General features: G+C 71.5%; 12 protein-coding genes. 5 read left to right on the top strand and 7 right to left on the bottom strand.

The annotated features are described in order from the left end of the window. Positions 1–12 precede the first annotated feature (12 nt). From ACIQOE_RS01540 to ACIQOE_RS01530, 3 genes are all read right to left on the bottom strand, one after another. Positions 13–855, bottom strand: a complete 843-nt coding sequence (locus tag ACIQOE_RS01540; protein WP_399008423.1) for a thioredoxin domain-containing protein — start codon at positions 853–855, stop codon at positions 13–15. 99 nt (positions 856–954) lie between these two features. After that, a complete protein-coding gene (locus ACIQOE_RS01535; RefSeq protein WP_351325135.1) occupies positions 955–1,647 on the bottom strand; it encodes a hypothetical protein in 693 nt (230 codons plus the stop codon). A 67-nt stretch (positions 1,648–1,714) separates the two neighbouring features. Beyond that, positions 1,715–3,064, bottom strand: coding sequence for a DUF2252 domain-containing protein (locus ACIQOE_RS01530; protein ID WP_351325133.1), 1,350 nt, complete (start codon positions 3,062–3,064; stop codon positions 1,715–1,717). 222 nt (positions 3,065–3,286) lie between these two features. On the opposite strand from ACIQOE_RS01530, the gene dnaE reads away from it, so the two are divergent. After that, on the top strand, positions 3,287–6,826 hold the full coding sequence (gene dnaE / locus ACIQOE_RS01525; protein ID WP_351325131.1) for a DNA polymerase III subunit alpha: 3,540 nt from the start codon (positions 3,287–3,289) through the stop codon (positions 6,824–6,826). A 112-nt stretch (positions 6,827–6,938) separates the two neighbouring features. Here the strand turns inward: dnaE and ACIQOE_RS01520 are convergent, their stop codons facing one another. After that, positions 6,939–7,118 carry a hypothetical protein gene (locus ACIQOE_RS01520; protein ID WP_351325130.1) on the bottom strand — a complete coding sequence of 60 codons (180 nt, stop codon included), beginning with the start codon at positions 7,116–7,118 and terminating at the stop codon, positions 6,939–6,941. A gap of 220 nt (positions 7,119–7,338) precedes the next feature. On the opposite strand from ACIQOE_RS01520, the gene ACIQOE_RS01515 reads away from it, so the two are divergent. From ACIQOE_RS01515 to ACIQOE_RS01500, 4 genes are all read left to right on the top strand, one after another. Then, positions 7,339–8,559: an NYN domain-containing protein gene (locus ACIQOE_RS01515; protein WP_351325128.1), complete on the top strand. Its 1,221-nt coding sequence runs from the start codon at positions 7,339–7,341 to the stop codon at positions 8,557–8,559. A 118-nt stretch (positions 8,560–8,677) separates the two neighbouring features. Further along, positions 8,678–9,652 carry an ABC transporter ATP-binding protein gene (locus ACIQOE_RS01510; RefSeq protein WP_401410070.1) on the top strand — a complete coding sequence of 325 codons (975 nt, stop codon included), beginning with the start codon at positions 8,678–8,680 and terminating at the stop codon, positions 9,650–9,652. Positions 9,653–9,740: 88 nt separating this feature from the next. Further along, a complete protein-coding gene (locus ACIQOE_RS01505; protein ID WP_401408918.1) occupies positions 9,741–10,565 on the top strand; it encodes an ABC transporter permease in 825 nt (274 codons plus the stop codon). 34 nt (positions 10,566–10,599) lie between these two features. Then, positions 10,600–11,256 carry an AAA family ATPase gene (locus tag ACIQOE_RS01500; RefSeq protein WP_401408915.1) on the top strand — a complete coding sequence of 219 codons (657 nt, stop codon included), beginning with the start codon at positions 10,600–10,602 and terminating at the stop codon, positions 11,254–11,256. A 49-nt stretch (positions 11,257–11,305) separates the two neighbouring features. Here ACIQOE_RS01500 and ybaK read toward each other — a convergent pair whose 3' ends face one another. From ybaK to ACIQOE_RS01485, 3 genes are read right to left on the bottom strand one after another with little or no spacing between them, the layout of a single operon-like run. Beyond that, on the bottom strand, positions 11,306–11,809 hold the full coding sequence (gene ybaK / locus ACIQOE_RS01495; RefSeq protein ID WP_362639304.1) for a Cys-tRNA(Pro) deacylase: 504 nt from the start codon (positions 11,807–11,809) through the stop codon (positions 11,306–11,308). A gap of 15 nt (positions 11,810–11,824) precedes the next feature. Further along, positions 11,825–12,565: an LON peptidase substrate-binding domain-containing protein gene (locus tag ACIQOE_RS01490; RefSeq protein WP_351325120.1), complete on the bottom strand. Its 741-nt coding sequence runs from the start codon at positions 12,563–12,565 to the stop codon at positions 11,825–11,827. 11 nt (positions 12,566–12,576) lie between these two features. Then, positions 12,577–13,629, bottom strand: a complete 1,053-nt coding sequence (locus ACIQOE_RS01485) for a hypothetical protein (RefSeq protein ID WP_362639302.1) — start codon at positions 13,627–13,629, stop codon at positions 12,577–12,579. Positions 13,630–13,651: the final 22 nt, after the last annotated feature.

Genomic DNA, 13,651 nt, shown 5'->3' with positions numbered 1-13,651 from the left:
ACAGCGCCCGGCTCACGCCTTGAGGGCCGCGTCCACCACGGAGTTGAAGGCGTCGACCGTCATCGGCGGGTTGCCGTTGGCGTCGGCCGTGAGCACCTTGCCGTTCATGACGAAGCTCGGAGTGCCCGTCACGCCGTCCTTGTTGGTGTCGAAGGTCTTGGACATGGCCAGCGCCCAGGCGTCGTACTTGCCGGACTTCACCGCGTCCTGGAAGGCCTTGTTGCCCTTCAGCGCCGGGACGGTGTCGGCGACCTGGATCAGGTAGCTGTCCTTCTTGAACTTGTCGTCCGTCTCCTCGGGGTGCCACTTCGTCGAGTAGAGGGCCGTCTTGTACTCCAGGAACGCCTCGGTGCTGACGTTCAGCGCGGCGCCCATGGCGCTCATCGCGTTCTTGGAGCCCTCGCCGCGCGAGCCGATCTGACCCTTGCCGAGCGAGTCGCCGTCGATGAACGTGCCGCCGATGTACTGGATCTTGAACTTGCCGTCGTCGATGTCCTTCTTCACCGTCGGGCCGACGGTCTGCTCGAACTGGGCGCAGATCGGGCAGCGCGGGTCCTCGTAGACCTTGAGGGTCTTCGCGGCGGTGGACTTGCCGATCACGACCGTGGTGCCGTTCGTGCCCGTGGTGTTGGCCGGGGCGACCACCTTGGCGGACTTCTCGTCCTCCCAGTAGCCCGGCTTGTTGGCCTGGACCACGGCGTAGCCTATGCCGCCCGCCGCGGCCAGCACGGCCACGACCGAGCAGGCCACGATGACCTGCCGCTTGACCTTGGCGCGCTTGGCCTGCTTCTCGCGCTCGACGCGCAGTCGCTCCCGGGCCGCGTTCTTGGCGGCCGCGCTGTTCCGCTTGCTCATGTCGGTGATCTCCATAGGGGACGCGCACGTGACGTACGCGGGATACGTGTGGGGGACTCGTCGTGCTCGAACGAGGGGTGTGCTCGCGCCGGAGGGCGCTCAGCCGAAGGACGGCGCGAGCGCCCGGGAGCACGGCGGTCCACGCCGTCCCAGGGAGTGCACGAGGACCAGGTCGCGGGCGGCGGCGGTACGCGGCGCCGGACGCGGCAGTCGTCGTACCGGGGCCGGCCGGACCGTGCCCGCGGCGGCGGCCAGGAGCAGCGGGCGGAAGGTGGTGGCGGACACGGCCCGCAGCAGCTGGGTCAGGGCGCGCTCGCCGCGCCGCAGCCAGGCCGCGGCCAGCAGGCCGACCCCGACGTGCGCGGCGAGCAGCAGCCAGGCCGCCGCCGGGTCGGTGTGGGCGAGCGCCGCGGCGGCCCGGGAACCGTCGGTCATCCGGGCCAGCGGGGTGCCGACGGCGCCGCCGTGGCACAGCACGTCGAAGCCGACCGCGCGCAGCGGGCCCGCGATGGGGCCGCCCGCCCGGCCGTAGCAGGCGTGCTGGCCGGTGGTGAAGACCGTGTCGGCGGCCAGCTCCAGCGGGACCAGCAGGGCCGCGATCCGGCCGAAGCCGCGCTCGCGGCCCGCCAGCGCGTACGCCGTGGCGAACACGCCGGCGGCGACCGCGGCCACCGTGGTGAGCGGCAGCGGGGCCCGGGACAGCAGCACGTGCGACGCGGTGCTGAGCGTCACGACGAAGGCCGTGAACAGCGCCGCGCGCACGGCTCTGAGCTGGGTCCCGGATATGTCCATAGCGGTGGAGAGTCTGTCACGTACTCATGTAGGGGACCCCTAAAAGGTCTCTGTGAATCCGCGAAGGTTACAGGCCTGGAATCCGGCCGTTGCGGAACAGGTCGACGAAGATCTGGTGGTCGGCCCGCGCGCGTGCGCCGTAGCTGTGCGCGAAGTCGGCCAGCAGGGGCGCGAAGCCCTCCTCGTCCGCCGCGATCGCCGCGTCGATGGCCCGCTCGGTGGAGAACGGCACCAGCGACTCGCCGGAGGTGTCGTCGGCCGCCGAGTGCATGGACGCCGTGGACCGGCCGAGGTCCGCGACCACCGCGGCGATCTCCTCCGGGTCGTCGATGTCGCTCCAGTCCAGGTCCACCGCGTACGGCGAGACCTCGGCGACCAGCTGCCCGGAGCCGTCCAGCTCGGTCCAGCCCAGCCACGGGTCGGCGTGCGCCTGCAGGGCGCGCTGGGAGATCACCGTGCGGTGGCCCTCGTGCAGGAAGTAGTCCCGGATCGCCGGGTCGGTGATGTGCCGGGAGACGGCCGGGGTCTGGGCCTGCTTGATGTAGATCACGACGTCGTTCTCCAGGGCGTCCGTGGCGCCCTCCAGGAGGATGTTGTACGACGGCAGACCGGCCGAGCCGATGCCGATGCCGCGGCGTCCGACGACGTCCTTGACGCGGTAGGAGTCCGGGCGGGACAGCGACGCCTCCGGAAGCGTCTCCAGGTAGCCGTCGAAGGCCGCGAGGACCTTGTAGCGGGTGGCGGCGTCCAGCTCGATGGAGCCGCCGCCGGAGGCGAAGCGGCGCTCCCAGTCACGGATCTCCGTCATCGAGTCCAGCAGCTCGAAGCGGGTCAGCGAGCGGGCCGCGCGCAGCGCGCCGAGCAGCGGGCCGTCCGCGCTGTCCAGGGTGAACGGCGGCACCTCGTCGCTCTTGGCGCCGGTGGCCAGCGCGTGGATCCGCTCCCGGTACGCGCCCGCGTACACCTCGACCAGCTCGGTGATCTGCTCGTCGCTGAGCGCCTTCGCGTACCCGATCAGCGCGACGGAGGCGGCGAAGCGCTTCAGGTCCCAGGTGAAGGGGCCTACGTAGGCCTCGTCGAAGTCGTTGACGTTGAAGACCAGGCGGCCGTTGGAGTCCATGTACGTGCCGAAGTTCTCCGCGTGCAGGTCGCCGTGGATCCACACGCGCGAGGTGCGCTCGTCAAGGAACGGCCCGCTGTACGGCATCCCGCCGCCCCGCCCGGCGGTCTCGGCGTCCACGTCGTGGTAGAAGAGCGCCGCCGAGCCCCGGTAGAAGGCGAAGGCCGAGGCCGCCATCTTCCGGAACTTCACGCGGAACGCGGCCGGGTCGGCGGCCAGGAGCTCGCCGAAGGCGGTGTCGAAGACGGCGAGGATCTCCTCGCCGCGCTGCTCGTCGTTGAGCTGGGGGACCGACATCGCTGGGTGCCTCCTGGTACGGGTGATGCGTGACATGTGGGACGGATCTCTCCTTCGGACCAACGTGCGAGATCCCGGGGGAGTGCCCGCTCTCCTCGCCCGAAGGTACGCGGGGCGGTGGGCGGATTGTCAGTGCCGAGGCATAGGATTTCGCCGTCCCACCAGACTGTCCGCGGTCGGTAGGGAGATCGTCGACGCCTGTTTCCTCTGGAGGCCGAAACCGTGTCAAAGCCGCCGTTCACGCACCTGCACGTCCACACCCAGTACTCGCTGCTGGACGGTGCCGCGCGGCTGAAGGACATGTTCAACGCCTGCAATGAGATGGGCATGACGCACATCGCCATGTCCGACCACGGCAACCTGCACGGGGCGTACGACTTCTTCCACACCGCCAAGAAGGCAGGCGTCACCCCGATCATCGGGATCGAGGCGTACGTCGCCCCCGAGTCCCGGCGCAACAAGCGCAAGATCCAGTGGGGCCAGCCGCACCAGAAGCGGGACGACGTCTCCGGTTCCGGCGGTTACACGCACAAGACGATGTGGGCGGTGAACAAGACCGGCCTGCACAACCTCTTCCGGCTCTCCTCCGACGCCTACGCCGAGGGCTGGCTGCAGAAGTGGCCCCGGATGGACAAGGAGACCATCTCCCAGTGGTCCGAGGGGATCGTCGCCTCCACCGGCTGCCCCTCCGGCGAGCTCCAGACCAGGCTCCGCCTCGGGCAGTACGACGAAGCCCTGAAGGCGGCCGCCGACTACCAGGACATCTTCGGCAAGGACCGCTACTTCCTGGAGCTGATGGACCACGGCATCGAGATCGAGCACCGGGTCCGCGACGGCCTCCTGGAGATCGGCAAGAAGCTCGGCATCCCGCCGCTGGTCACCAACGACTCGCACTACACGTACGCGCACGAGGCGACCGCCCACGACGCCCTGCTGTGCATCCAGACCGGCAAGAACCTCTCCGACCCGGACCGCTTCAAGTTCGACGGCACCGGCTACTACCTGAAGTCCACGGACGAGATGTACGCCGTCGACTCCTCGGACGCCTGGCAGCAGGGCTGCGCCAACACCCTCCTCGTCGCCGAGATGGTCGACACCACCGGCATGTTCGAGGCCAAGAACCTCATGCCGAAGTTCGACATCCCCGACGGCTACACCGAGGTGACCTGGTTCAAGGAGGAGGTCCGCCGGGGCATGGAGCGCCGCTTCCCCGGCGGCGTCCCGGACGACCGCCAGAAGCAGGTCGAGTACGAACTGGACGTCATCATCCAGATGGGGTTCCCCGGCTACTTCCTCGTGGTCGCCGACTTCATCATGTGGGCCAAGAACAACGGCATCGCGGTCGGCCCCGGCCGAGGCTCCGCGGCCGGTTCGATCGTCGCGTACGCCATGGGCATCACCGACCTCGACCCGATCCCGCACGGCCTGATCTTCGAGCGGTTCCTCAACCCCGAGCGCGTCTCCATGCCCGATGTCGACATCGACTTCGACGAGCGCCGGCGCGTCGAGGTGATCAGGTACGTGACCGAGAAGTACGGCGCCGACAAGGTCGCCATGATCGGCACCTACGGCAAGATCAAGGCCAAGAACGCCATCAAGGACTCCGCGCGCGTGCTGGGCTACCCGTACGCGATGGGCGACCGCCTCACCAAGGCGATGCCCGCCGACGTCCTCGGCAAGGGCATCGACCTGGACGGCATCACCAACCCCTCGCACCCGCGGTACAACGAGGCGGGCGAGATCCGCGGGATGTACGAGAACGAGGCGGACGTCAAGAAGGTCATCGACACCGCCAAGGGCGTCGAGGGCCTGGTCCGGCAGATGGGCGTGCACGCGGCCGGCGTGATCATGTCCAGCGAGCCGATCGTCGACCACGCCCCGATCTGGGTACGCCACACCGACGGCGTGACCATCACGCAGTGGGACTACCCGCAGTGCGAGTCGCTCGGCCTGCTGAAGATGGACTTCCTCGGCCTGCGCAACCTGACGATCATGGACGACGCCGTCAAGATGGTGAAGTCCAACAAGGGCATCGACCTCGACCTGCTGGCCCTGCCGCTGGACGACCCGAAGACCTTCGAACTCCTCCAGCGCGGCGACACCCTCGGCGTCTTCCAGTTCGACGGCGGCCCCATGCGCTCCCTGCTGCGCCTGATGAAGCCCGACAACTTCGAGGACATCTCCGCCGTCTCCGCGCTCTACCGTCCCGGCCCGATGGGCATGGACTCGCACACCAACTACGCGCTGCGCAAGAACAAGCTCCAGGAGATCACCCCGATCCACAAGGAGCTGGAGGAGCCCCTCGAAGAGGTCCTGGCCGTCACCTACGGCCTGATCGTCTACCAGGAGCAGGTGCAGAAGGCCGCGCAGATCATCGCCGGCTACTCGCTCGGCGAGGCCGACATCCTGCGCCGCGTGATGGGCAAGAAGAAGCCCGACGAGCTGGCGAAGAACTTCGTCCTCTTCCAGAAGGGCGCCCGCGACAAGGGCTTCAGCGACGAGGCCATCCAGGCCCTGTGGGACGTGCTGGTCCCCTTCGCCGGATACGCGTTCAACAAGGCGCACTCCGCCGCGTACGGCCTGGTCTCGTACTGGACCGCCTACCTCAAGGCGAACCACCCCGCCGAGTACATGGCCGGACTGCTCACCTCGGTGAAGGACGACAAGGACAAGTCGGCCGTCTACCTCAACGAGTGCCGCCGCATGGGCATCAAGGTGCTCCCGCCGAACGTCAACGAGTCGGTGCACAACTTCGCCGCCCAGGGCGACGACGTGATCCTCTTCGGCCTGGAGGCCGTGCGCAACGTCGGCACCGGCGTCGTCGAGTCGATCATCAAGGCCCGCAAGGCGAAGGGGAAGTTCGCCTCCTTCCCCGACTACCTGGACAAGGTCGACGCCACCGCCTGCAACAAGCGGACCACGGAGTCCCTCATCAAGGCGGGCGCCTTCGACGCCCTCGGGCACACCCGCAAGGGCCTCACCGCCCAGTACGAACCGATGATCGACAACGTGGTGCAGGTCAAGCGCAAGGAGGCCGAAGGACAGTTCGACCTCTTCGGCGGGATGGGCGAGGAGGACAACAGCGAGCCCGGGTTCGGCCTCGACGTGGAGTTCACCACCGACGAGTGGGACAAGACCTATCTGCTCGCCCAGGAGCGGGAGATGCTCGGTCTCTACGTCTCCGACCACCCGCTCTTCGGCCTGGAGCACGTGCTCTCCGACAAGGCCGACGCCGGCATCGCACAGCTGACCGGCGGCGAGCACGCCGACGGCGCGGTGGTCACCATCGGCGGCATCATCTCCGGTCTCCAGCGCAAGATGACCAAGCAGGGCAACGCCTGGGCGATCGCCACCGTCGAGGACCTCGCGGGCTCCATCGAGTGCATGTTCTTCCCGGCGACCTACCAGCTCATCTCGACCCAACTCGTCGAGGACGCCGTCGTGTTCGTCAAGGGCCGCCTCGACAAGCGCGAGGACGTGCCACGCCTGGTGGCCATGGAGATGGCGATCCCGGACCTGTCCGCCGCGGGCGCCAACGCACCCGTGGTGCTCACCATCCCCGCCACCCGGATCACCCCGCCGATGGTCAGCCGCCTCGGCGAGATCCTCAGCCACCACAAGGGCGACAGCGAGGTCCGGATCAAGCTCCAGGGCCCGACGAAGACGACCGTGCTGCGCCTGGACCGGCACCGGGTGAAGCCCGATCCGGCGCTCTTCGGCGACCTGAAGGTCCTGCTCGGCCCGTCCTGCCTGGCCGGATAGGCCCGGGTTCCGGGCCGCTCGGGCACCGACACGAAGGAGGGGCGCACCCGTATCGGGTGCGCCCCTCCTTCGTGCTGGGCTTCAACCGCCCTGACGGACCTCGGGAGTCCGGTCAGTTGTGGCCGAAGCTCTTCTGCTTCTTACGAGCAACATCCGCGGGGCTGCCCTGGATGTGCGACACCGGGGAGTCGTGGGACTCCGACGGCGTGCGCTGCGCGTGCTCGTGACCCTGCTCGGTCTGCGCCGCGCGGTTCTGGGAGCCACCCTGCTTGCGGTTCTTGTTCTTGGCCATGGTGATCTGCCTCCTGGGGGGGATCTAGGGGCCGAATTCAGATTCACATAGGCTGACAACAGACGCATGTCGGATAATTACCGTGTGTGACAGGGTTTGTCGGAGAGCGGAGCGCCGAAACGCCACGCCGAAGATCGAGTTCGGGCCGTTAACCCCCGTGCCGTCGGGCAGACTCGAAGGAAGCCCCGAAAGCAAACCTCCCGGAAAGAGGGTGAGTCGCGTGGACCGCTGCATTGTCCTGGTGGACGCCGGGTATCTGCTGGGTGCCGCCGCCAGTCTCCTCGCCGGTGAGCCCTCCCGATCCCGGATCACCGTCGACCACGCCGCGCTCATCCAGGCGCTGCGCGACCGCGCGGAATCCGACACCGAGCGTCCTCTCCTGCGCATCTACTGGTTCGACGGCGCCCCCGACCGCGTCCCGCAGCCCGAGCACCGCCGGCTGCGCGTGATGCCCCGGGTGACCGTCCGGCTCGGTGCGCTGACCCGCAGTGACGGCCGCTGGGCGCAGAAGGGCGTGGACGCGGCCATGCACGCCGAGCTGACCGAACTGGCCCGCAACCGCGCCTGCTCGGACGTGGTGCTGGTGACCGGGGACGGCGATCTGCTGCCCGGCATGATGGCCGCGAAGGAACACGGGGTCGCCGTCCACCTGTGGGCCGTGCAGGCCGCCGACGGGGACTACAACCAGTCCGAGGACCTGGTCGCCGAGGCCGACGAGCGGCGGGTCCTGGACCGCGCGTGGATCACCCAGGCGGTCCGGGCCAAGGAGCTGACCGGGGTCTGCGCGCCGCCGCCCGCGCCCCGGCCGGAGATCGCCGCGATCCTCTCCGCGCCGCTGCCCGAGTCGGGACTGGCGGCCGCCGCCGAGCCGGGGGCCGAGGAGGCCGAGCGGGCGCCGGTGGCGGGCGCGGCCGAGAACGGCACGGCCGAGCGGCTGCCCGCGCCCAAGGGCGTGCCCACGCCGAAGGATCTCGCCGCGCTGCGGGCGCCGGGCGCGCAGCCGGTGCACCATCCGGCCACCGCGACCCTGCGCTGGTCCTCCGACAAGGGCTGGGTGGACCGGCCGGGCGCCGTCGCGGAACCGGCCGAGGCCGCCTCCATGCCGACGCTCGCGCAGCTGACGACCGCGGAGCAGCGGTGGGCCGACCGGGAGGAGGACATCACGACCGTCGGCGGGGACCCCTTCGAGGTCGGACAGGTGTTCGCCCGGCGATGGATCGCCCGGCTCGGCGACCAGCACCACGTGCAGAAGCTGTCCGGCATGTACCCGCGGATCCCGCACCGGATCGACGGCGAGCTGCTGCGGTACGCGGCCAGGTTCGGCCTGCTCGCGCACAAGGACGACCAGATCGACGAGCACGACCGGTACGCCATTCGGGCGGGCTTCTGGCGGGAGATCGACGTGCCGGCGGGCGCGGCGGAGCAGGCGCCGGCCGAATGAGCGAGCCCCGGTGCGGTGCGGCCGGCGGCCCCAAAGGCGAGTAAACGGGGCCGACCCCGTAGTCTCGTCCCTTGTGAGTACGGGCGTGGGTCGGGCACTTCGGCAGCAGAGCGACGTGGTGTGTGCCGTGCGTGGGCTGACCAAGACCTACGCTGCGGTCAAAGGGCGGCGCGGCACCCCGGCGGTGTCCGAGGTCCGGGCCACCGACCGGGTGGACCTCGACGTCCGGCGCGGGGAGATCTTCGGGCTGCTCGGGCCGAACGGCGCCGGCAAGTCGACCCTGGTGCGCCAGCTCACCGGGCTGCTGCGGCCGGACGACGGCACCGTCGAGATCCTCGGGCACGACATCGTGCGGCACCCGGAGCGGGCCGCGCGGATCCTCGCCTACCTCGGCCAGGAGTCCAGCGCCCTGGACGAGCTGACCGTCTCCCTGGCCGCCGAGACCACCGGTCGGCTGCGCGGCCTGGACGTACGGCAGGCCCGCGCCGAGCGGGACGCGGTGCTGGAGGAGCTGGGGCTCGGGCCGCTGGCCGGACGGGCGATCAAGAAACTCTCCGGCGGGCAGCGGCGGCTGGCCTGTTTCGCCGCGGCCCTGGTGGGACGGCGGCCGCTGCTGGTGCTGGACGAACCCACGACCGGGATGGACCCGGTGGCCCGTAGGGCCGTGTGGGCCGCCGTCGACCGGCGGCGGGCCGAGCACGGCGCGACCGTCGTCCTGGTCACCCACAACGTGATCGAGGCCGAGACGGTGCTCGACCGGGTCGCCGTGCTCGACCAGGGACGGGTCATCGCCTGTGACACCCCCGCCGGGCTCAAGGAACGGGTCGCCGGCGAGGTACGGGTGGAACTGGTGTGGCGGGAGCGGGCCCCGCTGGACGTGCCCGAGGTGGCCGTCCTGCGGGAGCGCGCGGTCGAGTCGGGCCGCCGCTGGACGCTGCGGCTCGCGCCCGAGGAGGCGCGTGCCGTCGTGGCCACGGTGACCGGCGGGGCCGCGTTCGCCGCCCTGGACGACTTCACCCTCGCCACGCCCAGCCTGGAGGACGTCTATCTGGCGCTGGGCGGCGCCGCACGGCAGGGGCTGGTCAAGGCGTGAGCGTGAACGCCGGGACGACCGGACCCGTACGGGAAGGCGCGGCGGCCGTACGTGCCGCGGATGCCGTTGGGAAGAGGAGCTGCGCGACGTGAGTGTCGTACCCGCGGAGGTTCTGCCGGGCGGATCCCTGGCCCTGGAGGAGGCGGCGCCGCACGCGCCGGCCGAGCTGGGCCCGCGTGCGCGCCTGTGGCCCTCGCTCGTGGCCGTCTACCGGGCGCAGCTCTCCCGTGCCCGGGTGGCGCGGATCCCGCTGCTGTTCGTCGCGACCTTCCAGTCCGTCGGCATCATGATCATGATGCGCGGGGTGGTGGACAGCCGCGGCGAGGCCCAGTCCGTCGTGGCGGGCTCGTCGGTGGTCGTGGTCGCCTACGTGGCCCTGAACCTGCTCGCGCAGTACTTCGGGCAGCTGCGGGCGAGCGGCGGCCTCGACCACTACGCCACGCTGCCGGTGCCGCCGGCCTCCGTGGTGCTCGGCGCGGCCGCCGCCTACGCCTCCTTCACGGTGCCGGGGACGCTGGTGACGGCCGTCTTCGGGTGCGTGCTGTTCGGGCTTCCGTTGAGCAACCTGTGGATCCTGCTGGCGGTGATCCCGCTGGCGGGCGCTGCCCTGTCCGGGCTCGGCGCCGCCTGCGGGCTCCTCGCGCCGCGCCCCGAACTCGCCACGCTGCTTGGGCAGTTGGGCATGTCGGCGGCGCTGCTGCTGGGCGTGCTGCCGCCCGACCGGATGCCGGGGATCATCCAGTTCGCGCGCGATCTGCTGCCCTCCACGTACGGCGTGGAGGCCTATGCCCGGACCTTCGGCGCGCGGCCCGACTGGGCCGTCGTCCTCGCTGACCTGGGCGTGTGCGCCGGGGTGGGGGTCGTCTCGCTGGCCGTCGCCACCTGGGCGTACCGCCGGGCCGCCGTCCGGTGACGCGGCGCACAGGGCGACCTGGCACGATGGCAGGGTGACCGCACCGTTGACGCCCCCTCCGCAGCCGCACGACCAGTCCTCGCACCAGGCCTGGCAGGCGCCGCCGCCCGCCGGGACGTCCGCGGCGGGGTACGGACAGGACGGTCCCGGGACGAGGACCGAACTGCTGCGGGCCGCAGTGACCGTGCTCGCCCTGGTGGTGGGCGGCGTGCTGCTCGGGCTGCTCTGGCTGTGGCTGACACCGCACGTCCCGCTGGTCGGGGACCACTCCGACAAGGGCTGGGTGGTCTACCTCCAGGACACCGAGGGGGAGCAGGCGGTGGGGGTGGACGGGACGTTCACGCTGCTGGCGCTGGCGTTCGGTGCGGTGAGCGCGGTGGCGGCCTTCCTGTGGCAGCGGCGCGGCGGCGTGCCCCTGGTGGTGGCGCTGGGCGTCGGCGGCCTGCTCGGCTCGCTGCTGGCGTGGCGGCTGGGCGTGTGGCTGGGGCCGGAGCACGACGTGATCGCGCACGCGAAGGCCGTGGGCAAGGGCGTCACCTTCCAGGCGCCGCTGAAGCTGGGGGCGCGGGGCGCGCTGCTCGCCTGGCCGCTGGCGGCCCTGCTGGTCCACCTGGGCCTCACCGCCCTGTTCGGGCCGCGCGACCCGGAGCCCCCGTACGAGGACGGCCCCTACGCCGCTCCGCCCGCCTAGGCGGGGCCGTCCCCGTGCCCCGCGGCGCCGGGCGCCGGACCTCGGGCGGTCACGCGCGGCCGATGGGTGCGAGGGTCGCGTTCGTCAGGTCTGCCAGGGAGGCCGGGGAGAGTTCGACCTCCAGGCCGCGGCGTCCCGCCGAGACGCAGATCGTGGCGTGCGCCGACGCGGACGCGTCCAGGACCGTGGGGAGCCGCTTGCGCTGGCCCAGCGGGGAGATGCCGCCGCGGACGTAGCCCGTCGTGCGCTCGGCCAGGGCCGGGTCCGCCATCGCCGCTCGCTTGCCGCCGACCGCCGTCGCCAGGGCCTTCAGGTCCAGGCTGCCGGCCACCGGCACCACCGCGACGGTGAGCGCGCCGTCCACGTCCGCGACCAGGGTCTTGAAGACCCGGTCGGGGGAGACGCCCATGGCCTCGGCCGCCTCCTCGCCGTAGGACGGATGGGAGGGGTCGTGGTCGTAGGAGTGGACGGTGAAGTCCACGCCCGCCGCGGTCAGGGCCACCGTCGCCGGCGTCCCCGCGGAGGGCTGCTTCTTGCTGGGCTTCTTCGGCATGGCAGGGATCCCGGCTCAGTTCAGGCTGGTGGGCGACCGGGTCAGCTCGGCCGCGGGCAGTGACGGCAGGTTGCGGATGATCGCCGTCTCGGAGCGCAGCAGTTTCAGCTCGTCGCGCAGCCGGGACGCGGTGTCCGGGGCCTGGAGCAGCCGCTGCTTGGTGGGGATGTCGTGCATCATCGCCGCGGCGACCAGGTAGGACACCACGGACGGTTCGTCGGGCAGCTCGACCCCCGTCGACAGCGAACGCTCCCGGGCCCCCGCCAGCCGCTTCTGGTACTGCCGGAAGGCCCGCAGCACCCCCTCCGCGAGCGCGCCCGCCTCGTCGCCCTGTTCCTCCGGCAGCTCCTCCAGCTCCGCCGTCAGGAACGGCCCCGACGTGTCGACGGACAGCAGCCGCACCCGGTTGGTCCCGGTCGCCAGCACCTCGAACGTGCCGTTCTCGCGCTCCCGGATCGTCGCCGCGTCCGCCACGCAGCCCACCCGGTGGAAGGACTTGAGCGGGTCCGGCCCGAAGCCGGCCGCCGGGCCCAGGTCGGGCCGTGAGGTCGGATCCGGCATGCCCGGCGCGCTCGGTGCCACCTCGTGGCCGTCGCGGATCGCCACGACGGCGAACCGGCGGGATTCCTCCTCGGAGGTCTTCAGGAGATCACGCATCATGGCGCGATAGCGCTCCTCGAAGATGTTCAGCGGCAGCACGAGCCCCGGGAACAGCACCGAGTTCAGCGGAAAGAGGGGAAGACGGACGGTGGTCACGGCGCCACAGCCTAATGGTCATCGGCGGGAACGTGTCCGCCGTGCTCGGCCCGTGGGCGTCCCGCGCTCCTCGGGGAGGGCGGCGGGCCGGTCTCGGGAGGCGGTGCGGTACCGGCCAGCAGGTGCGCGCGCAGCCCCGTGAAGTGGCCCAGCGGGTCGTCGGACAGGCGGTCCCAGGGGAACGAGGTGACGCACGGGCCGATCAGGTCCAGCTGGGCGCGGGCGGCCTCCCGGCGCTCCAGCCGGACCAGAAGGTACATCAGGTTGTTGCGGATCTCGGCGGGCCAGGGGTCGGCCGCCGGGAACCGGGCGGAAAGCGCGATCGCCCGGTCGGCCGCCGCGTCCAGGCGGGCGCGCGGCACCGTGGGGCCGCAGCCGTCGGCGAGGTAGGCGAAGGCGGCCCGGGCCGGGAGCGCCTGGACCAGCGAGTCGGCCGGGGCGTCCTGGGCGGCCAGGTCGGCGAAGTCGAAGCACTCGCCGTGCGAGCCGTGCCAGTACGTGCCGAGATAGCGCAGGGCCGCCACGTGGCAGCCGTAGTGGTGCGGGGCCCGGCGGACCGCCGCCTCCCACAGCTCCTCGAAGTACTTGTGGCCGGCGTCCGAGCCGCGGGCGTGGTCCAGCGCCACCCGCCACGGCACCGGATCGCGGGCGTCGCCGCGTGCGGCGGCGGTGATCAGGGGACTCACCGCGCGTAGCAGTTCGGTTCGGGCCGGGGAGGGCCAGGCCTGGTCCACCGCGAGCTGGGCGCGGACCAGGAGCAGGTCGGGATCGTCCGGGGCGGCCGCCGCCCAGTCGCCCAGCCACTCGGCCCGGCAGCGCGCGAAGAGGGCGAGCCGGTGCACGTACCGGTCCCGTGCCTCCCACTCGGCGGCGGCCCGGGTGCCGGCCAGCAGCCGGGCGGCCGGCGCGTACTCGCCCCGGCCGACCGCGACCAGCACGGGGGCCAGCCGCTCGTCGGGCGCGTCGAGGAACACCTCGTCGTCGGACGGGAGCGGGCCGGGGACGGGGAGCGGGGAGGTTCTCGCCGTCCGTGCGGAGCGGAACAGCGCACGCAGTGAAGCCATGGTTCCGCCATTGAAAGTCGAC

The sequence above is a fragment of the Streptomyces sp. NPDC091282 genome (genome assembly GCF_044757385.1).
GTDB classification, from domain to species: Bacteria; Actinomycetota; Actinomycetes; order Streptomycetales; family Streptomycetaceae; genus Streptomyces; species Streptomyces gramineus.
The sequence above is the reverse complement of the archived record's forward strand: the minus strand, read 5'-3'. Positions and strand labels throughout refer to the sequence as shown.